The sequence below is a fragment of the Rossellomorea vietnamensis genome (genome assembly GCF_001305855.1).
Lineage (GTDB): Bacteria > Bacillota > Bacilli > Bacillales > Bacillaceae_B > Rossellomorea > Rossellomorea vietnamensis_A.
Genome location: NZ_LIXZ01000015.1, coordinates 66,743 through 85,039, shown reverse-complemented (window position 1 = coordinate 85,039; position 18,297 = coordinate 66,743). Strand labels below are relative to the sequence as shown.

The window sequence follows — 18,297 nt, the reverse complement described above, 5'->3', positions numbered from 1 at the left end:
GGGTCGACATTCAATTCGCCATCCTTAACATTTATAATGAGTTTGTTATTATTATAAAGGGATGGATACTGGAAAAGAAGGTGCTCAAGTGGACATCAGACACTTAAAATATTTTATAGAAGTAACGAGATTCAAAAGTTTCACCCGTGCGGCGGATCATTTGTTTGTGACGCAGCCGACGATCAGTAAGATGATCCGGAACTTAGAGGACGAGCTCGGAGTGGAGCTATTCGACCGTTCCCGTAAGCAGCTTGTCCTGACGGATGCGGGGCGGGCGATTTTGACGCAGGCACAGACGATCGATAAGGCGTTTGAGAACGTCCAGCATGAGCTTGATGACCTGATCGGTCTGCAGCGGGGGCATATCCGCATCGGCCTTCCGCCGATCATGGATGCGGGTCAGTTCATCAAGGTTCTCGGGGAATTCCATGCGTTGTATCCAGGCATTACGTTCCAGCTGATCGAGAACGGGACGAAGCGGATTGAAGAGGATATTCTTGCCGATCAGTTGGATGTTGGTGTCGGAGTGCTGCCTGCCGCTGAGGAGGATTTTCACCAATTTTCATTTATGAGGGAAGAACTGCGAATTGTGGTTCCAAAGACTCACCGGTTAGCGGGCAGAAAGCAGGTAAAATTAATGGAGCTCGAGGATGAACAGCTGATCCTTTTTAACAAAGATTTTGCCCTGAATGACCGAATCCGTGAGGCGTGTAAAGAAGCCGGATTTCTTCCGAAAGTGGTGTCTGAAAGCTCACAATGGGACTTCATCGGGAAGATGATTGAGGCTAAACTGGGGATTTCGATCCTGCCTTACAGCGTCTATGAACAGTTGAAGGAAGATTTGGTTGCGATTCGTGTCGTAAAACCTGTCATCGAATGGGACCTCGCCATCATCTGGAGGAAAAATCAATATTTATCCTATGCCACGAAAGAGTGGCTCACCTTTACCCAGGAACGATTAATGGGGAGCATTTCCGACTGAGGAAGGCTCTTTTTTTTGCCCCGATTTAGGAAAAATGGGTATTGATGCCATTCAATTGTAAGCCGTTGCATAGACAGCATCTATGGTAATGATGAGGAACATTCATTTCACTTATCCTGATTCGGGGCGTACACTTTGGGTATCAAACGTTTGAAATACCATTACACAAACAGAAGGGACTTGTTCTTCATGCCAAACAAGAAGCATCCGAAAGAGAGTCTGGTCGTTAGTACGGATCAGGTTATGATTAATGATTTAAACAATTACAATACCCTGTTCGGTGGGGTTTTGATGAAGAAGCTTGATAATAATGCAACGCTATCTGCTAGACGTCATGCACGGGTGAAGGAATGTGTGACGGCATCAACCGATTCCATCGACTTCCTGTATCCGATCCATCAAAGTGATTCCGTTTGCGTCGAATCTTTCGTTTCTTACGTTGGGAATAAATCGATGGAAATCTTCTGCAAAGTGATCGCCGAAGACATGATTACAGGTGAAAGACGAATGGCAGCGACAGCTTTCCTAACCTTTGTCGCACTTGATGAAAATAAAAATCCCGTCAAAGTACCGGAAATCGTACCGGAAACAGAAGAAGAGAGATTTCTTTTTGAATCAGGAAAAGAACGTGCGGAAAGAAGAAGGGTCCGCCGCAAGCAGAGCAAAATCCTGAATGACATCATCGGACTCGAGAAACCTTGGAACATGGGAGGGGAGGCATCATGAGCATGATGGTAGCAGGAATGAACGAACTGCACGAAGCAAAAAAAGATGTAGAAGCACTGAAGCAGGATTACCCTGAACTGAATGAACAGCTTGTCCACGTCACGAGCTTGACGCGACAACTACAGCTGAAGTACGGCTACATGGGGTCCTTACTACGTGACAAAGAGCTGCCGGATTACGAACCGCAGTTTGTCCGGGATTCGATTCTCTCACTCTATCAGGATGAGGTCCGGAAGCTGAAAAATCATCCGAATATGGTTCAGCTGAAAGCCATCATGAAAAAGCACAGACAAATCAGTGACTCGAAGTTATTCTTATTGATCCTTGGCGCGAAGCCGGAACTGCTGCAGGGGTCGACGATTATAAAATAATGGAGAGTGAAGCCGGAAGAGGGGAGTCTTCCGGCTTTTCTTTATCGTAGATTGTAAGTGGCTCGTGTTCGAGGGAATGGGTACTACACCCCTCCGTTTAAGTCCCGCCGCAGACCGTTTATCTCCACATCACCCCTTTTTTGCGTTCAATTGCCATTTCCCTAATGGTTTCTGCCATAAGCGCAACTCCTACTCCAATCATGCGATCTTCCACGTGGGAAACACTTAGCCGGAGCTCGTCATGTCTCATGAAATCTTCCAGATACATGGATTCAGTGCTCTGTGCCAAGACGTTTCTCTCTTTTAACCGTAGAATCAATCCATCAGCTTTTAATGGAGAAGGGAGTCTGACCGTTGAGTAGAAGCCTGATGTGGGAGAAGAATATAGCGTTCCCTCCGGCATAAAAGCACGATACGCCCGGAGAAGCACCTCACCCTTTTTTCGGTACAGCGTTCGGATCTTTTCAATATGAGATGCAAACATTCCGTTTTTTAAATAAATCTCCAGGGCTCCCTGGGTGATGACCGGTGTATGGACGTCTGCGGCAAACTTGGCACGTGTAAATCCTTCGATCAACTCATGGGGAAGGACGGCAAGCCCGAGACGTAAGCCCGGCAAAAGCGTTTTAGAGAAACTCTTCGTATAAATGACCCTCCCATTCGGCTGATACGCAAACATGGGATCCTGCTTCGGGTCGGGGTCAAGATCTCCCATGTAGTCGTCTTCCACGATATACACATCATACCTTTCAGCAAGTTCGACGATTTTCCTTCTTCCTTCATTCGTGTAACTGTGCCCGGTGGGATTATGAAAACGGGAAACAACGTAGAAGAATTTAATGTCTTCTTGTTGAAAAATGAACTCAAGCTGCTCCAGGTTAGGTCCGTCCCTCCCGATGTCGATCCCGAGACAGGGCTGATCCTTCACTGATTCTATGAAACTGGGATGAGCCGGCTGCTCGGTCAGGATGGTGCGTTTGCCATTCGGAAACGGTTGCCGGATCAAGAGATGGAGGGCCTGCTGGGATCCGGTCGTGACGGCAATGCGAGAAGGATCTGCAAACACTTGGAGATCCCGCAAATGCCTGGCGAGTTCTTCACGCAGTGAGGGTAGTCCGAGAAGATCGGAATAGGTGAACATTTCTTCTTTATACCGGTCGATGGCAAGGTTCATGCAGTGCTTGTAGTCGAGGTAGGGCATGGCGTGTTTATCGGGGCCGGCGGATAAGAAGTCATAGACGGTTACTGCAGATCCTGCTTGTCTTTTATAAGGAAAATCTTCAACCAAATAATACCCGCTCTTACTCACCGCATAAATCTTATGACTGAATTCCAATTCCTTGTACGCTTTAATGACGGTGTTCAAGCTGCAGGAGAACTTTTTGGCAAGGGATCTGATCGATGGCAGGCGGCTTCCGGACTTAAGATCACCCGACTCGGCCAGTTCTTCAATGTAACGGATGATTTCTTCAAATTTGGCATAGGGCACTTCTTTTTCCTCCCATCTGTAGGGGTACAGTCTGTGAAAAACAGCATTGGGCAAACCCTTTTCTGTCAGTATACTAAAAATCAAGAAAGATAGGCATGGACCAATTGCCTGTCATTCTAGTAAATATACATGGGAGTTGAATGATGTGAAAAGAACGGCTGCGCTAGTATTGAGTATTGCCTTGGTCGTCATGGGAGGAACGTATGCAGACGCCAAAAACAGTATCAAGTCTGACATCACGGACATGCTGAACGGAAAGGATGCGACAGTTATCATCCGCAACGTGAAAACCGAGAAGGAATTCGTTTACAACAAGTATAGGAGTGAGCGGCGGTATACACCTGAATCGACGTACAAAGTCCCCCACGCCCTGATTGGATTATCGACGGGTGCAGTCAGGGATGAATATGAGGTGAAACGATGGGACGGAGTAATGAGGGAGTTTCCTGATTGGAACAGGGACCACACTCTTGCATCCGGCATGAGATACTCCGTCATCTGGTATTATCAGGCTATGGCACGTGATATCGGAGAAGAGAGGATGCAAGAGAATTTGGATCTGCTAGATTACGGGAATGCTGACATCTCAGGTGGCATCGACTCCTTCTGGCTCGACAGCAGCTTGGAAATATCGGCACGTGAACAGACGGATTTTTTCGAAGGACTTGTTGAAGAGAGCTTCCCCTTTGACAAACAGCAGATGAGAACGGTGAAACGGATCATGATCAATGACGAGCAGAATGACTATACCATTCACGGCAAAACCGGCACCCGGCTATCGGACTACGGCCTCGGCTGGTACACCGGTTATGTGGAGACAGAAAAGGGAGAATGGGTATTCGCCGTCAATCTGGATGGAAGCGGTACAGAAGCGAAGAATTTAACGTTGGAAGTATTGAAGAAACTGAATATCATCCCGAAAGAATAAAGGAGAGAGCTTACCCAAGGCGGGTAAGCTCTTTATTTACGTCTGAAAAAAAGATTGAGAAAGATTCCATTATTTGAAATAATTAGAAAAAAGGAGTGGGGGATTCGATTTACATGATCTATCTTGTAAGTGGCATCTACGACATCCTGAACGGGGTCGGGATTGTTTTTTTGGTCTTGATTTCGTTTTTAATTTTTACGATTTTAAAAGAGAAAAAATGAGGTGGCCAAATGGTGAAACGCTTTGTGGAAAGGCTCATTTACCTTGTCTTCACGCTGTTCATCTTCATCGTGTTATGGAAAGTGACGGCTTTGTTATGGGATGCATTCGTGCCGTGGAATTATAAGACCGATTTAGTAGGGTTGCTGATTGTAACACCGATACTCATCGCTTTGTCATTTATTTTATCAAGTCTTGCCTTTCAATACACGAAAGATTCTTGAGGAGGAACATGGATGAGAGCAGATATCATTCCCTTCGACCCGCGGCATGCCGAGGAAACGATGGCCATGTGGCGGGAAAGTAAGGAGCGGGCCATAGGGCAAAAGGAAAAACACAGTGTGGAAAGTCATCTCTATTTTTTAACCGATATCCTGCCTCGGGAGTTCCAAGTTGATTTGGCTCTCATAAATGGAAAAGTTGTCGGGATGGCGGCATATAATGATACGGAAATCAGTCAGCTATACATTCACGCCGAGTATCAAGGGCTGGGGATCGGTCAGATGTTACTGGATAAAGCAAAGGCGATGTCCAGCGGTCGCTTGACCCTTTATACATTTGAAGTGAATGAGAACGCGCAGAGGTTTTATGAAAAGAACGGGTTTGTGGTGATCGGAAGAGGGCATGAGAATGAGGAGAATCTGTCGGATATCCAGTATGAATGGAGGGTGACATGAGAAAATATTTTGGTCTTCTGTCGCTTGGCATTTTAGTGGTCACGTTCCTGGTACTACAGTCTCTTGTTGGGAAACAGATCGGACATCTATGGGTGTGGATTATCGCGATCGGATATGTGGGTGCTGTTATTTCCTCCTGGTACAGTGCGCCTGGATTTTGGCGGAAAGCATCGGCTGTGATTCTGCTGTTACTTCCGCTTGGGTTTATTCTGATGATTGGGTTGTTCATCATGGGTTCAGGGTTTTAAAAAAGAGCGGGAATGAGAAGTAGGTAAAAGGGAGAGTGACGATCCGGATGAGGGTCGTTTTTTTATTTTTATAATAAGAGGATTATGAAACTGTACCGGCGAATAGATATGGAAAGAAATGTATATAAGGGGAGGTGGATCCTTTGGCCGAACCCAAGAATAAAAACCAAAAACGAATTCAAGAAACCTACCGAAAGCAAATGAGAGAAAAATCTTCAAACAGTAACTGGGCATGGTTTCTTGTATTTTGTGTGATTCCGGTGCTCATCCTCCTTGTGACGAGCGCGTTATTCGACCTTGGGGTACAATTGCCGGAGTTCTTTGGAAGGTAGGGTGTGTTAGAGATGAAACGATTATGGATTGGGTTAACATGCTTGGTGGTCAGTGCGATTCTTTATGGGTCGACGCTTATAGCGGCAGCCGTTTATTCCGGTTTGCTGTTGGGAGATGGTGGACTCGGGTGGGACCCTCGATACGGTGTATGGGATACTGCATTGATTGAAATTGGGACCTTACCACTGGTGTTGGCGGTGTTAGCAGGAGGCACCGGCATTGTGTTGGTAGTGATGGAATTCCGAACGAATATGGCAGGAAACGAGGAGCAGCATAAGGAGATAGGCGGATGAAGAAGCGTTGGTGGGTGGCCGTTCTATTTTTAATGGTGGCAGTTGTAATTGGGGGGTGTTATGTCTGGCTTAGAATGCATCCTCCCATGGAGGTTGGTGTCGTTGCTAGTAATGAGTCAGGGACGTCCGTCCTCGTGGAAGTGACCAATCATGGATTCAGAGATGCGAAAGTGACAGGGGTTACAGTCAATAATGATGAAGCACCAGAGGAAGTGAAAATGCAGGTGAGCAACCTGCTGAGAGGGTATATGGTTACCGATGGACCCGGTGATCCGCTGCCGGAAGGAATCAGCTTCGAAAAAGTAGGGGATGTTAAGATTAAAGCCGGCCCCACTAATTCGGAGCAATTGGCTAGTCTGGATGATGGAACAGCTACAAAGGAAGACACGATCTATGCCGTTAACGTGTTTCATGATGAGAAGGTACATCGAGTGTTGATTGAGTATGAATATTTGGGCATGACGTATCGTGATTCGGTGCAGTCCGATTTTTGATCATCATGTGCCTTGTGAAAATCAGATACGACCAAAAAAAGAGGACTTCACTCAAAGTCCTCTTTTTATATGGCCCGAGCAGCGTCCCTTTTCCCCATCCACAATGATATCCCGATAGACACAACGGAAAGTACAACGATCATCCACACAACACCCTGCCAATCGAACTGATGATAAAAGCTTCCGCTGACGGTACCACCCACGCTTGATCCCGCGTAATAGGCAGAAAGGTAGAGGGCAGATGCCTGTGCTTTATCATGGAGTGCTAATCGTCCGACCCAGCTACTGGCGATGGAGTGGCCGGCGAAGAATCCGTATGTGAAGACGGCGATTCCGATGATTTTCACCCAAAGGTTCGGATGCAGAGTTGTCACGACGCCTGCTAGCATGATGATAAGCGACAAAGGCAGGATTTTCTTTTTTCCATATTGGTCGGCGAGCATTCCCATCCATGTCGAACTGAAGGTGCCGACGATGTAGACGATAAAGATGAAGCCGACGACGGTCTGGCTGAGGGAGTAGGGCGGTGCGATCAGCTCGAATCCGATGTAATTATAGAGGGAAACGAAACCTCCCATCAAGAGAAATCCGATCGTGAATAGGAGTGTGAGTCCCGGAACCTTGAACTGACTGAACAGGGATCCCGCCAGTGACGTGAGCTTAAAGTTCTGAGGTTCAAAATGGGCGGACCTTGGAAGCAGGACCATGAAGATAATGCTCGATAATAAACTGATGACGCCGATTCCCATCAGGGCAATATGCCAGCTGAAATAATCGGTGAGGACGCCGCTGATGATCCGCCCTGACATCCCCCCGATGGAGTTCCCGCTTATGTACAATCCCATTGCCATCCCAAGGCTCTTCGCTTCGATTTCTTCACCCAAATACGCCATGGCGACGGCGGGCAGTCCTGCAAGCGTAATTCCCTGCAGGATCCGGCCGGCCACGAGCATGTGAAAGCCCGATGCAAATCCCGTACAGATGGCGAGGATCGAAGAAGCAAGTAACGAGAAGGTCATGACGGATTTCCGGCCGTACACATCCGATAACGATCCTGCAATCAACAGACTGATCGCCAGGGCAATGGTGGTGGACGATTGGCTGAGACTCGATGTGGCCGGAGAGACATGAAACTCATGGGCGATTTCCGGAAGAAGGGGCTGCGTTCCCCAAAGGATCGCGAACGTGCTGAAGCCTCCCGCAAACAAAGCCAGGTTGGCATGTTTGAAAGCTGAAGTTCCCCGCTTGATGTATTCCATATTACAAGACTCCTTCGTACAATTCGTGTAACTTCATCATACACCTACGTGGGAAGCACTTCTATTAAAAGGCACTACCCTCCTAAAAGTATAAATTAAATTACAAAAATGTTAAAAACCCCCAAAATCGTTTATCTCTCCTATCACGAGGTATATAACCAATGTACAATCGTACAACACCATTTTACTAAACTTAAGGAGGATTTACTTTATGTCTAACAGTAACAATAACAACAACAACAGTAACAACAACGGGAACAAAATGAGTTACGAGGAAGCTGGTCGCAAAGGCGGCGAACAAACAGCGAAGAACCATGACAAGGAATTCTACCAAGAGATTGGTGAAAAAGGTGGAGAAGCCACTTCAGATAATCATGATAAGAAATTTTATCAGGAAATCGGAGCGAAAGGCGGAAGCCAGTCCAGCAACTCAAGCAATTCAAGCAACAATAACTCAAGTAACTCAAACAGCTCGAACTCAAACAGGAACAATAACTAAAATCAACGTCCTTGGTGATTTTGTTTAAAATTAATTTTACTAAACTTAAGGAGGATTTTATTTATGTCAAACTCAAACAACAACAATAACAATAATAACAATAGTGGTAACAATAACAGCAACAACAACAAAATGAGCTACGAAGAAGCCGGGCGTAAAGGCGGGGAACAAACAGCGAAGAATCATGACAAGGAATTCTACCAGGAGATCGGTGAAAAGGGTGGAGAAGCAACCTCTGATAATCATGATAAGAAGTTTTATCAGGAAATCGGAGCGAAGGGCGGAAGTCAGTCCAGTAACTCTAGCAACTCTAGTAATTCCAGCAATTCGAGCAACTCAAACAACTCCAGCCGCTCAAACAATTCAAACAACAACTAGAACCGGATGGTATCCGGGAACGAAAGAAGACCTGTCGATTACAGCGACGGGTCTTTTTTTGTATGAAATGATCGGATTTTTATCGAATGGAGCTCTTTAATTTGTCTAATAATGATTCTAACCTGGCTAAAGCGGACGATAGATCCTGATAGGTTTCCACTGTGTCATGTTGTGTGATGACGAATGCTTTTGATTCATGGGAATAAGAAACCTTCAAGAGGTCAGTATCTTGTTCAGAAAATGAATGGGTAATGTCACATTGGGAATAGGTTTCAAGTGTTTTTAAAATGGTGTGCAGCTCATTATCTTCTGACATTATCTGCATCTCCTTTCAAAAAAGGGAAGAATATTTGTCTGATTTTGGCTTATTTTAACATAAATTTGAGAGAGGGATAAGGGAGAAAAGTCGTGTTTTATATACATGTTTAGAGAGGAAGGTAATGAAATAGTACGGTTGAAATGGAAAAGGGAGCATGTCAGCTCCCTTTTTAACTATTTTAGAAGAAACAAATAAAGAAAAGTCAGACCACCGATAAGGAGACCGCTCGATAAAGAGAGCCATTTCCATTTTCTCAGGGGTGCTTTCGTTTTCATCAATACCGTCAGCTGCAGGCTGATTGATAAAAAGGCAAGGGTTAAGAGCAGGAGGATAAGCGTTGAACGGTCAAGTTGTTCCTTGCTGTATTCAACGAGCACGTATCCCCCGATGGCTGAACCGATCACAATGATATAAAGGAAGATGAACGCAGCTTTTTTCACTCTTATCCCACCTTTCCAAACAGATAGACGAGTGTGAAGATCAAGACCCATACGAGGTCGACGAAGTGCCAGTAAAGGGAGAATACCGAAAGTCTCGATGAGGTTTCCCGGCAAACCCCTTTCACCCCAAAGTGTATGAGCAGGATCCCCATCCAGATGACCCCTGCCAGCACATGCAGTCCATGGGTCCCGACCAATAGATAAAAGGAGGACAGGAATGGACTTGTGTCCAGTTCAAATCCTTTTTCATAATAGTGGATAAACTCCCTTGATTCCATTACTAAAAAGATGCCGCCAAGTAAAAGAGTCAAGAGTAATAGAAGGAAAGTCTTCCTGGTTTCTCCCCTTTCACTCCACCTGACACAGGCAAAAATCGTGAAGCTGCTTGAGAGGAGAAGGACCGTCGAGATCATGACACTTTTCAACTCAAGCATCTGTTCGCTGGAAGGACCATCGGATACATGGGATTTAAGCGTGAGAAATACCCCGAAAAGGGACGCGAAGATGACAACCTCCGCGGCGATAAAGAACCACATGGCGAGCTTCTTGTCCTGCTCTTGTTCGAATTCGAAAGTGTGTTGATTCATTGAGACCCTTTCCTCCTTTCTTCCCGCAGTTCATCTGGTGTATAAGGCGTCCATGTGCGTCCTGAAGTGAAGGAGCGCAGCGTCAGCATTCCGATTACACTGGCAAAACCGAACCATTGCAGGAGAGGGAAGCCAAAGATGAAGCCAAAGGAAGAGACGAAAAGGGCTCCTGCGAGCATCATAGGCTGAGCCGTAGGGTTCGATACGTAAATGACGTCTTCTTCTTCTGCCGTTCGAATGGTTCCATCCCCTTCCTGCTTCTCATACCACAGCTGATCGACCGTGGTGACAAGGGGACGATTGATGAAATTGCCCAGAGGAGGCGGCGACGGAATCGACCATTCAAGGGTCCGACCCTCCCACGGGTCACCGGTGAGGTCCCGCTTTTCATTCCGGTAACTCCAGAAAATGTTCCAAAGAAAGATCATCACGGCAAGTGCCATGAGGAAGGCACCGATTGTACTGATCAGATTCAATGTTCCTAGTCCGTCGCTTTTTAAATAGGTGAACACGCGGCGGGGCATCCCGTTCAATCCCATGAGATGCATCGGGAAGAAGGTTACATGAAAACCGATGGTGAACAGCCAGAAATGCCATTTTCCCAAGACTTCATTGAGCAGGAAGCCGAACATTTTCGGCCACCAATAATAGACTCCTGCAAAGATTCCGAGAACAGTCCCTCCGACGATTACATAGTGAAAGTGACCGACGACAAAGTAACTGTCGTGGTACTGATAATCGGCAGGTGCCGCTGAAAGCATGACACCGGTGGCTCCACCGATGAGGAAGGTAGGGATGAACGCCAGTGAAAACAACATGGCGGTCTTAAACCGGATGACCCCTCCCCGGAGTGTGAAGAGCCAGTTGAAAATCTTAATGCCCGTCGGAACCGCAATGGACATGGTGGAAAGGGCGAATATGGCGTTTGATATCGGCCCGAGCCCCACCGTGAACATGTGATGGATCCATACCATGAACCCTAGAAACCCAATCAGAACGAGGGCAAAGACCATGGCTGGATAGGCAAACAGATTACGTCTTGAAAAGGTGGTGATCACATCGGAAAAAATCCCGAACGCCGGCAAAATCAAAATGTATACTTCCGGGTGACCGAAGATCCAAAATAAATGCTGCCATATGATCGGGTTTCCCTCTGTCCCCGTCAGAAATGCCGTCCCATACACCCGGTCCATCGTCATGAGTAACAGGGCGACGGTCAGGGCGGGAAAAGCGAATAATATTAGGATCGATGTAACAAAGGCAGACCACGTGAATAATGGCATTCTCATAAAAGTGAGCCCTGGAGCCCGTTTCCGTATGATCGTCACCAGGAAGTTAATGGCGGACATGATCGTCCCGGCACCGGCGATCTGGATTCCGATGGCATAATAGTCGAGACCGGGTCCGGGGGTATACACATCAAGGCTTAAGGGGGCATAGCCCGTCCAGCCTGCGGAAGGGGATCCACCGAGCACGAAGCTGATATTCACCAATGCCCCTCCGACGAGAAACAGCCAAAAGCTCAGCAAGTTGAGGTGGGGGAAAGCCAAGTCCCTTGCCCCGATTTGAAGGGGGACGGCGACATTCATCAGGCCGATCAATAATGGCATGGCGACAAAGAATATCATGGTCGTCCCGTGTGTGGTCATCATCTGGTTATATTTTTCACCTTGAAAGACCCAAAACTGATTCTCCGGAAGTGCGAGCTGAATCCTAATGATTAGGGCATCAAGACCACCGCGAAGAAAGAAGGCCCCTCCTGCCGCAAGATATAAAATCCCTACTTTATGATGGTGAGTGGAAGTTGCCCAGTCCCAGGCCCACTTCCACTTTTTATAACGTGTTAATAAAAACAGGGCAGTCAATGCCATCAGGATGATCGAGATGTCTGCCGCGATGATATCAGAGGGGAATACGAATTCCCGTCCGAAAAGGGTATACTTGATATCCATATTCTCCACCTCCTATTCTAATTGTGAAAGATACGTACTTAATGCTTCCAGGTCTTCTTCTGTCAGGTCAGGAAACGGAGGCATATTGATATCCGGTTTGAAAGAAGACGAATCCTTGATCCATTTCTCCACATTTTCGTCCGTGTTCGTGAGGACATTGCCTATCCGCTCATTATCTGCAAATCCGGCAAGATTCGGACCCTTGCTTCTTTCAGTAGGCGAAACGGCATGACAGGTCAAACACTTGGAGATAAATAGTTTCTTTCCTTTTTCAGCTGTGGGATCGAGATTTTCAGGTGCCTTTACCTGAGACTGTTGATCGACCCACTGACTGAACTCCTGTTTCCCAACTGCGTGAACCTGGAATCTCATATAGGAATGGGAAGCCCCGCAGAGCTCTGCACATTGTCCTTTGTAGACGCCTTCCTCTGAGGCATTCAGCGTCAGAGTATTCGTCTTTCCTGGTATGAGATCTTTTTTTCCACCAAGCCTCGGCATCCAGAAGGAATGGATGACATCGGCGGATTTTAATTGGAATACGACAGGACGATCTACTGGTATGTATGCTTCATTCGTCAGGGTAATGCCCTGATCCGGATAGTGGACCTCCCACCAGTATTGGTGTCCCGTCACCTCGATCGTCAGTGGGTTTTCACTGGTTTCATCCGATTCGGCGAGGGAAAAGGTTCCCTTTACGGTAGGGACGGCGAGGATCACCAATAAGAGAATCGGAATGACGGTCCACGTGAATTCAAGCTTCCTATTTCCTTTCACATATGAAGGATTGACGTGGCGGCGATCCGGTGTTTCCCTGTACTTCCATGTGAAGTACACGAACATGGAAAACACGACAAAAAAGACGAACAACATGATTGCAATGGAAATTTGGAATAAGTTCAATTGAAGTTCGGCCACCGTTCCTTTCGGGTCGAGAACCTTTAAGGAACTGCAGCCGGAGAGGAACAATACGGTGAGCAAGATACCGCAACAAAGACGCTTCATGGAAATCCCCCTTTCATCATTTCGCAAGGTCCGTCCCTGAAAAAAAGGACGTAAGCCTTCCCATACATACCCTACCTCTAATTTCCGCAGATTAAACGAAAGATTTAGAAAATAGTTGAGATTAGGGAATTTGTATCATGACGGAGAATAAATACTCTTCATTGGCACACACTATAATCGAAGGAAATATCCTGCATTCAGAGCCCTCTTAGATCATCTATGAGGGCTTTTTAAAAAAGGGGATAGTGTATGCAAGAACGATATGATCAAATAAGAGAAAAGTCTCTGGAAGTGACCCGGGAGAATATCGACTATTGGCTGGAGTATTGTTTTCTTTCTCCACGCTGGTGGTTTATTCTCGTTCTTTTCATTCTGACCTGGGTGGTGTTTGTCCGTTTAACGAGAAACGATACGAACAAGCCCAAGCTTCTATTCCTTGGCCTTGTATGGATCATCGTCGCGGCAAACTTGGACGGATTTGGGTTTGACCTCGGGATGTGGGGATACCCAGGACAACTGATTCCGATTCTTCCGAAAGCATACTTATTTGACTATGCCTTGATACCGGTCACCTTCATGCTTCTATATAGATATTTTCCTAAAGGGAAGGGGTTCTTTTTTTCCACCTTTGTTCTTTCGGGAGGAGCTTCGTTTATTGGGGAAATGCTGTTTCAATGGCTGCATATTTACAAGACCTATCATTGGAAAATGTGGTGGTCATTCGTGATCTATTTTGTTCTTTCTTATTTGATCAGGGGAATGGTGGAGTATATTTTCAGGAGAAAAGATCCAATCGGATGATTGAGTCTTGAACATTATGGGTGAAAGACTAACGTGCAGCGTTGGCTTTTTTGAGTTCTCATGAAATTGGCAAGTGCTGTCAACATTCTTGCTATCTAGTAAAACAACCTGTATCGTAGAAGGAAAAGGAGTGATAATGTGAATGTTTCAGTTGCAGAAATAGATTATAAAGAAGTGATGGAATATTCACGGGATCCACTCATTATTCACACGGACTATAAGGTCCTGTATATAAATCATGCAGCTGAAGAGTTCTTCAGAAGCAACAAAGAAAGCATGATCGGTGCGAGTCCCCTCGATATTTTCCAGGAAAGCTCAAAGGCAGCCATCAGTCGGAGAATTCAATCTGCGTATGGAAAGCCTGCAGATATCATTGAAGAAACGGTGTATCGGATGGATGGGACGAGAGTGGAAGTCGAATTGTATTGTCATCCTGTGAAAATCAGGGATACGATGGCGATTCAGACATATGTCTGGGATATCTCCAAACGGAGGGAAACGGAAAAGAATCAGCATGACATGAATGAGGAAATCAATGAATTATCAGCGACCCTTGTCCCATTATTGGATGATGTGGCCGTGCTTCCTCTAAGGGGCAAAATCGATCAAGACAAAGCGATGATGCTCCTGGATTTGATCCCTCTCAAAGTGAAAAATCAAGACGTCAATCGCTTAATCATTGATTTCTCCGGTGTGTATACCCTTGATCGCATGGTGATCGAATATCTTTTCAAGATTACCAACGTCTTATCCCTGCTCGGTGTTCATTCCATCATATCGGGAGTAAGACCGGAATTAGCCGTTGAAGCGATCGAGGTTGGGATCGATTTATCCACGATTCCAACAGTGGCTAACGTGAAAGAGGCCCTGTCGCAAATCGGCATGATCTTACAAGAATAGGATTAATCATAGGAAAAGCCCCCAACGATTACTCTATTGGGGGCTCGGAACTGTGTTCTTTAATTGGTTGTATCCGCAAGTTTGACTAACACATGAGCCATATGCTCACGCTCTTCCTTATTGGCCACATGCCACATTTCATTCAGTACCTTCTGCTCGCGGTTACGCGGTTCCTCATGCTCTGCTAAATAATCTGCCACGCGCTTAGCCCCTTTTGAAAGAGCTTCTTCACTCAGTCCGAGTTTTTCTCCTTTATGAACCTGATCTCCCAAATAATCCTTGAAAGAATCAAAATGCTGCAGAATCTCTTCCTTTTTGTCTTCATTCATTTTTGCCGCTGCTTGTTTAGGATCGTGTGCGATAATGAATTCCTCCTTTTGTTGGTTGTAGTAGTGTGTTTCCCTATTAGAAGTGGATTAAACAGGGGAGAGCATATTGAAGCCTTATTTAAAGAAAATATTGGAATAATTCTTCTTTTGGTGTAAAATTACACTATATAAATAGTGTGAAGTAGGTGAGTCGAATTGAAGAAGGTTCTTTATTCTTTGGTGGGTGCACTGCTTATGTGCATTTGTATATTCAATTTTACTAACATCCTGAGTAATACAATTTTGTGGGAAACCTTCCTAATGGCCGGTTTCTTATCCTTAATTGTAAACGGTCTTTTCATCAGGGTCTGGCAACATAAAGGGGGTTTTTTAAAAAGCGGACTGTATCCCAGTGCCCTCTATCAGGTATTCTTTATGGTCGTGGTTGGCTTCGAAATCATCTCTGTCTCTGACAAACCGTATATTATGGGTGCCTGGGATGGAATGTCTCCCTACGTGACGCTTGTACTGGTTTCAATCGTGCATGGATGCGTACTGTTGTTGATGGTGAAGGGTAATAAAAGACTTGTGTAATAGGTGTTTTAGAAGAATTTTATTAAATAGAGAAGAACGATACTAAAGCCCAGGGCAGGGGAATCGGAAAATACTACGAAGAGCAGGGAAAGCTTGACTGAATGAGTCGGGCTTCTTTTTTTATGGGGGGATTGAGTTTGCCTTGAGTATTTGAAATAATTGGTAGAGATGGAGTTTAGGAGGTTTACTATGGACAATCAACCATTTAGATCAGCTCTTGAAGCATTTTTACTAGCATGGGAGAATTCATCACTTAGAGAATTGGAGACATTCATTTCCACTGACTATCAAGCGAGAGAGGTTAGGGCTGGAGATATAGATGCATTCGGATATGAGGAGTCGGTAGAAGGCTGGAAGCAGGGATTCACCTTCGTGAAAGAGCAACAGGCAGAATGGGAAATCCGCAAACTGTCAGTCATTCCACTGAAAGAGGATGAAACGATGGCCATTCTCTACGCCACCATTGTCTTGGACGGAAAGCCAATGGAGACAGGAAACATGTTCTTCAATACCTTTAAGAAAAGAGAAGAAGGTTGGAAATTAGTGAGGAGTTATATTGAGACTGGGGTTGCGGGAGGTTCTTGAGGGACGGACCTCAAAATTGGTCTCTGAAAGTTGGGGGATGCGGAGATTTGAGGTCCGTCCCTCAATGGTTGAACGGTTGCTCACGAACTGAAAGGGGCTTCATAGCCTCTTTTTTTCATCCCAAGAAGTTTGAGTTCCCCGTCCAGGTTTGGAATAATGAATAGTGAGAAAACTCATTGGAAAACAGGGGGGCCAACATGAAAACAGTCATAGCATTCAGCGGTGGAAAGGATTCCACTCTGGCATTATATAACATACAGCAGAATCCTGAATACGAGGTGGATTCGCTCCTCGTGACGCTGACGGAAGGATTTGATCGGGTATCGATCCACGGTGTTCGGTATGAGATGTTGAAGCGGCAGTCGAAGTCTCTTGGAATTCCGCTGCGTGAGGTTTGGATTCCACAGGACTGCCCGAATGAAGTGTATCAGGATCGGATGGGGAAAGCCGTTTCCGGGATGCTGGACGACGGGGTCACGCAGATGGTCTTCGGGGATATCCATCTTGCGGATGTGCGGGCATATCGGGAGAAGATGCTTGAAGGGACAGGCATTTCGCCGATTTTTCCATTATGGGGTCGGGACGTAGGAGAACTGGGCCGTGAATTTATCGAGCGTGGATTCAAAACGGTGCTCACCTGTATCGACATGGAACAGCTGGATCGGTCATTTGCAGGGAGAGTATACGACGCGGATTTTCTAAGAGACTATCCTGAAAACTGTGATATATGTGGAGAGAACGGAGAGTTTCATACATTTGTGTTTGACGGTCCGAACTTTGAGTTTCCGATCCGGTATGAGCTCGGAGAGGAGAGAGTGACGCCGGACGTGGTGACGGGTCAGGACCGCTTTTTGTTTCGGGATTTGGTCCCGAAGTGAGTCGGACCTGGGAATCACTGATATATTGAAAATTTCGCTGATAAGTGACTCCTGAGAGCCCCTTTTCACAAAAAAGTATATTTCTAGTAAGGAAGTGTTCACATGAAACTGCACCACATCACCATCAAGGGGGACGGACCTCTAAACGAAGATGCGTTGATCTTCAATGAGGGACAGTCCCTATTCGGTGTCGCGGACGGGGTATCGTCCCTGGTCCCTTTCACCTCAAAAGAATATCTGACGGGAGGCTACATCGCTTCCCAGACAGTGAAGGATGCGTTGGAATCCATGAAATCAGGGGATCCATCACTGTATGAGGCATTGACCAGGATCAATGAACGTTTACATATGAAAATGACAGAATATCAAATCGACGGTAATCAGAAGGAACAACTATGGGGGACGGCCCTTGCAGCTGTCCGCGTGCAGGATAACGGGCTCGAATTCATCCAGACCGGGGATTGTATGATCCTTGCCGTCTATGAAAGCGGGGATGTCCGTCCCTTGACGAGGCTGCAGGTAGAACATCTGGAAGAGACGGCGACTGAAATGTGGAGGGAGTGCATCCGGAGAGGTTTCAGGACGAAGGATGAAATCATGCCCCATGTAAAGGAACAGCTGATTGCGAACAGGCAGCTGAGCAATGCGGAAGGGGGATATGGTGTGCTGAACGGGGAGAAGGAAGCGGTCAACTATTTTGAATACGGGAAAATCAACAAGGTCGGGCTCTCCCATCTGATTCTGCTCTCCGATGGCCTATTCCTCCCGGCGGAATCGATTCCAGAGGGGGAGTCGTATTGGGAATACACAGCGTGCAGCATCCTGGAAAAAGGAATCAAGAAATATGCAGCCGACCTGATCGATCTCGAAGAATCCGATCCCGAATGCATTACCTACCCAAGATTCAAAAAAAGCGACGACAAAGCCGGCATCGTCATGGACTTTGGGGGAGAGACTTAAGGGAGGGACGGACCTCCAAACCTGTCCAAAAGAATCTCCCCTCAAGACAAAAAGAGGTCCGTCCCTCAAAAAGGG

The 18,297-nt window shown here is 46.2% G+C and carries 25 protein-coding genes and 1 pseudogene; 18 read left to right on the top strand and 8 right to left on the bottom strand.

The genetic code is table 11. The features are described from left to right. Window positions 1–88 precede the first annotated feature (88 nt). The 3 genes from cidR to AM506_RS16630 all read left to right on the top strand — a co-directional run bounded on the left by cidR (window position 89) and on the right by AM506_RS16630 (window position 2,079). Window positions 89–982 carry a cidABC operon transcriptional activator CidR gene (gene cidR / locus AM506_RS16640; protein ID WP_060673667.1) on the top strand — a complete coding sequence of 298 codons (894 nt, stop codon included), beginning with the start codon at window positions 89–91 and terminating at the stop codon, window positions 980–982. Window positions 983–1,171: 189 nt separating this feature from the next. Continuing rightward, window positions 1,172–1,708, top strand: coding sequence for an acyl-CoA thioesterase (locus AM506_RS16635; protein ID WP_034761531.1), 537 nt, complete (start codon window positions 1,172–1,174; stop codon window positions 1,706–1,708). Continuing rightward, window positions 1,705–2,079 (top strand): hypothetical protein, encoded by a 375-nt coding sequence (locus AM506_RS16630; protein ID WP_060673599.1) that lies wholly within the window; start codon window positions 1,705–1,707, stop codon window positions 2,077–2,079. The genes AM506_RS16635 and AM506_RS16630 overlap by 4 nt, the downstream gene beginning before the upstream one ends. A 118-nt stretch (window positions 2,080–2,197) precedes the next feature. On the opposite strand, the gene AM506_RS16625 is transcribed toward AM506_RS16630, so the two are convergent. Continuing rightward, a complete protein-coding gene (locus AM506_RS16625; RefSeq protein ID WP_060673598.1) occupies window positions 2,198–3,568 on the bottom strand; it encodes an aminotransferase-like domain-containing protein in 1,371 nt (456 codons plus the stop codon). A 145-nt stretch (window positions 3,569–3,713) separates the two neighbouring features. Between AM506_RS16625 and blaOXA the strand changes: the two genes are divergently transcribed. From blaOXA to AM506_RS16590, 7 genes are all read left to right on the top strand, one after another. Next, complete coding sequence (blaOXA, locus tag AM506_RS16620; protein ID WP_060673597.1) at window positions 3,714–4,496, top strand: class D beta-lactamase; 783 nt, start codon at window positions 3,714–3,716, stop codon at window positions 4,494–4,496. A gap of 230 nt (window positions 4,497–4,726) precedes the next feature. Then, complete coding sequence (locus AM506_RS16615) at window positions 4,727–4,939, top strand: hypothetical protein (protein ID WP_060673596.1); 213 nt, start codon at window positions 4,727–4,729, stop codon at window positions 4,937–4,939. Between the two features lie 12 nt (window positions 4,940–4,951). Further along, the gene (locus AM506_RS16610; protein ID WP_060673595.1) at window positions 4,952–5,392 is read left to right on the top strand and encodes a GNAT family N-acetyltransferase; all 441 of its coding nucleotides are present in this window, start codon (window positions 4,952–4,954) and stop codon (window positions 5,390–5,392) included. Next, entirely contained in the window at window positions 5,389–5,640 is a 252-nt protein-coding gene (locus AM506_RS16605; protein ID WP_060673594.1) for a hypothetical protein, read from the top strand. Before AM506_RS16610 ends, AM506_RS16605 begins: the two co-directional genes overlap by 4 nt. A gap of 143 nt (window positions 5,641–5,783) precedes the next feature. Next, window positions 5,784–5,972 (top strand): hypothetical protein, encoded by a 189-nt coding sequence (locus tag AM506_RS16600; RefSeq protein WP_060673593.1) that lies wholly within the window; start codon window positions 5,784–5,786, stop codon window positions 5,970–5,972. Between the two features lie 12 nt (window positions 5,973–5,984). Then, window positions 5,985–6,266 carry a hypothetical protein gene (locus AM506_RS16595; RefSeq protein WP_060673592.1) on the top strand — a complete coding sequence of 94 codons (282 nt, stop codon included), beginning with the start codon at window positions 5,985–5,987 and terminating at the stop codon, window positions 6,264–6,266. Next, a complete protein-coding gene (locus tag AM506_RS16590) occupies window positions 6,263–6,760 on the top strand; it encodes a hypothetical protein (RefSeq protein WP_060673591.1) in 498 nt (165 codons plus the stop codon). The genes AM506_RS16595 and AM506_RS16590 overlap by 4 nt, the downstream gene beginning before the upstream one ends. Window positions 6,761–6,825: 65 nt before the next feature. Here the strand turns inward: AM506_RS16590 and AM506_RS16585 are convergent, their stop codons facing one another. Next, the gene (locus AM506_RS16585; protein ID WP_060673590.1) at window positions 6,826–8,019 is read right to left on the bottom strand and encodes an MFS transporter; all 1,194 of its coding nucleotides are present in this window, start codon (window positions 8,017–8,019) and stop codon (window positions 6,826–6,828) included. A 211-nt stretch (window positions 8,020–8,230) separates the two neighbouring features. Between AM506_RS16585 and AM506_RS16580 the strand changes: the two are divergent. Together AM506_RS16580 and AM506_RS16575 are read left to right on the top strand one after the other, a co-directional pair. Then, window positions 8,231–8,452, top strand: a pseudogene (locus tag AM506_RS16580) (KGG domain-containing protein); the annotation flags it as partial. Between the two features lie 129 nt (window positions 8,453–8,581). Beyond that, a complete protein-coding gene (locus AM506_RS16575) occupies window positions 8,582–8,896 on the top strand; it encodes a KGG domain-containing protein (RefSeq protein WP_082386413.1) in 315 nt (104 codons plus the stop codon). 79 nt (window positions 8,897–8,975) lie between these two features. On the opposite strand, the gene AM506_RS16570 is transcribed toward AM506_RS16575, so the two are convergent. The 5 genes from AM506_RS16570 to coxB all read right to left on the bottom strand — a co-directional run bounded on the left by AM506_RS16570 (window position 8,976) and on the right by coxB (window position 13,196). Next, entirely contained in the window at window positions 8,976–9,212 is a 237-nt protein-coding gene (locus tag AM506_RS16570) for a hypothetical protein (RefSeq protein WP_060673588.1), read from the bottom strand. 176 nt (window positions 9,213–9,388) lie between these two features. Further along, a complete protein-coding gene (locus tag AM506_RS16565; protein ID WP_060673587.1) occupies window positions 9,389–9,655 on the bottom strand; it encodes a hypothetical protein in 267 nt (88 codons plus the stop codon). Window positions 9,656–9,657: 2 nt separating this feature from the next. Beyond that, window positions 9,658–10,242 (bottom strand): cytochrome c oxidase subunit 3, encoded by a 585-nt coding sequence (locus AM506_RS16560; protein ID WP_060673586.1) that lies wholly within the window; start codon window positions 10,240–10,242, stop codon window positions 9,658–9,660. Next, entirely contained in the window at window positions 10,239–12,113 is a 1,875-nt protein-coding gene (locus tag AM506_RS16555) for a cytochrome c oxidase subunit I (RefSeq protein ID WP_082386422.1), read from the bottom strand. The genes AM506_RS16560 and AM506_RS16555 overlap by 4 nt, the downstream gene beginning before the upstream one ends. A gap of 93 nt (window positions 12,114–12,206) precedes the next feature. Further along, entirely contained in the window at window positions 12,207–13,196 is a 990-nt protein-coding gene (gene coxB, locus AM506_RS16550; RefSeq protein ID WP_060673585.1) for a cytochrome c oxidase subunit II, read from the bottom strand. A 249-nt stretch (window positions 13,197–13,445) separates the two neighbouring features. On the opposite strand from coxB, the gene AM506_RS16545 reads away from it, so the two are divergent. Further along, entirely contained in the window at window positions 13,446–13,997 is a 552-nt protein-coding gene (locus AM506_RS16545; protein ID WP_060673584.1) for a CBO0543 family protein, read from the top strand. Window positions 13,998–14,135: 138 nt separating this feature from the next. After that, window positions 14,136–14,897 (top strand): PAS domain S-box protein, encoded by a 762-nt coding sequence (locus tag AM506_RS16540; RefSeq protein WP_060673583.1) that lies wholly within the window; start codon window positions 14,136–14,138, stop codon window positions 14,895–14,897. Window positions 14,898–14,956: 59 nt separating this feature from the next. Here AM506_RS16540 and AM506_RS16535 read toward each other — a convergent pair whose 3' ends face one another. Beyond that, the gene (locus tag AM506_RS16535) at window positions 14,957–15,226 is read right to left on the bottom strand and encodes a DUF3243 domain-containing protein (RefSeq protein WP_060673582.1); all 270 of its coding nucleotides are present in this window, start codon (window positions 15,224–15,226) and stop codon (window positions 14,957–14,959) included. A gap of 300 nt (window positions 15,227–15,526) precedes the next feature. On the opposite strand from AM506_RS16535, the gene AM506_RS16530 reads away from it, so the two are divergent. From AM506_RS16530 to AM506_RS16515, 4 genes are all read left to right on the top strand, one after another. Beyond that, window positions 15,527–15,799, top strand: coding sequence for a hypothetical protein (locus AM506_RS16530; protein WP_060673581.1), 273 nt, complete (start codon window positions 15,527–15,529; stop codon window positions 15,797–15,799). Window positions 15,800–15,988: 189 nt separating this feature from the next. After that, window positions 15,989–16,384: a nuclear transport factor 2 family protein gene (locus tag AM506_RS16525; protein ID WP_060673580.1), complete on the top strand. Its 396-nt coding sequence runs from the start codon at window positions 15,989–15,991 to the stop codon at window positions 16,382–16,384. A gap of 197 nt (window positions 16,385–16,581) precedes the next feature. Beyond that, window positions 16,582–17,262: a diphthine--ammonia ligase gene (locus tag AM506_RS16520; RefSeq protein WP_060673579.1), complete on the top strand. Its 681-nt coding sequence runs from the start codon at window positions 16,582–16,584 to the stop codon at window positions 17,260–17,262. A gap of 102 nt (window positions 17,263–17,364) precedes the next feature. Beyond that, window positions 17,365–18,222, top strand: coding sequence for a protein phosphatase 2C domain-containing protein (locus tag AM506_RS16515; protein WP_060673578.1), 858 nt, complete (start codon window positions 17,365–17,367; stop codon window positions 18,220–18,222). Window positions 18,223–18,297 lie beyond the last annotated feature (75 nt).

Excerpts from the sequence above, each read along its gene's own strand:
- AM506_RS16635 (WP_034761531.1), top strand. The coding sequence starts at position 1,172 with ATGCCAAACAAGAAGCATCCGAAAGAGAGTCTGGTCGTTAGTACGGAT.
- AM506_RS16630 (WP_060673599.1), top strand. The coding sequence starts at position 1,705 with ATGAGCATGATGGTAGCAGGAATGAACGAACTGCACGAAGCAAAAAAA.
- AM506_RS16615 (WP_060673596.1), top strand. The coding sequence starts at position 4,727 with ATGGTGAAACGCTTTGTGGAAAGGCTCATTTACCTTGTCTTCACGCTG.
- AM506_RS16610 (WP_060673595.1), top strand. The coding sequence starts at position 4,952 with ATGAGAGCAGATATCATTCCCTTCGACCCGCGGCATGCCGAGGAAACG.
- AM506_RS16605 (WP_060673594.1), top strand. The coding sequence starts at position 5,389 with ATGAGAAAATATTTTGGTCTTCTGTCGCTTGGCATTTTAGTGGTCACG.
- AM506_RS16595 (WP_060673592.1), top strand. The coding sequence starts at position 5,985 with ATGAAACGATTATGGATTGGGTTAACATGCTTGGTGGTCAGTGCGATT.
- AM506_RS16590 (WP_060673591.1), top strand. The coding sequence starts at position 6,263 with ATGAAGAAGCGTTGGTGGGTGGCCGTTCTATTTTTAATGGTGGCAGTT.
- AM506_RS16585 (WP_060673590.1), bottom strand. The coding sequence starts at position 8,019 with ATGGAATACATCAAGCGGGGAACTTCAGCTTTCAAACATGCCAACCTG.
- AM506_RS16575 (WP_082386413.1), top strand. The coding sequence starts at position 8,582 with ATGTCAAACTCAAACAACAACAATAACAATAATAACAATAGTGGTAAC.
- AM506_RS16570 (WP_060673588.1), bottom strand. The coding sequence starts at position 9,212 with ATGTCAGAAGATAATGAGCTGCACACCATTTTAAAAACACTTGAAACC.
- AM506_RS16560 (WP_060673586.1), bottom strand. The coding sequence starts at position 10,242 with ATGAATCAACACACTTTCGAATTCGAACAAGAGCAGGACAAGAAGCTC.
- AM506_RS16555 (WP_082386422.1), bottom strand. The coding sequence starts at position 12,113 with ATGGCATTGACTGCCCTGTTTTTATTAACACGTTATAAAAAGTGGAAG.
- coxB (WP_060673585.1), bottom strand. The coding sequence starts at position 13,196 with ATGAAGCGTCTTTGTTGCGGTATCTTGCTCACCGTATTGTTCCTCTCC.
- AM506_RS16545 (WP_060673584.1), top strand. The coding sequence starts at position 13,446 with ATGCAAGAACGATATGATCAAATAAGAGAAAAGTCTCTGGAAGTGACC.
- AM506_RS16535 (WP_060673582.1), bottom strand. The coding sequence starts at position 15,226 with ATGAATGAAGACAAAAAGGAAGAGATTCTGCAGCATTTTGATTCTTTC.
- AM506_RS16530 (WP_060673581.1), top strand. The coding sequence starts at position 15,527 with ATGGCCGGTTTCTTATCCTTAATTGTAAACGGTCTTTTCATCAGGGTC.
- AM506_RS16525 (WP_060673580.1), top strand. The coding sequence starts at position 15,989 with ATGGACAATCAACCATTTAGATCAGCTCTTGAAGCATTTTTACTAGCA.
- AM506_RS16520 (WP_060673579.1), top strand. The coding sequence starts at position 16,582 with ATGAAAACAGTCATAGCATTCAGCGGTGGAAAGGATTCCACTCTGGCA.
- AM506_RS16515 (WP_060673578.1), top strand. The coding sequence starts at position 17,365 with ATGAAACTGCACCACATCACCATCAAGGGGGACGGACCTCTAAACGAA.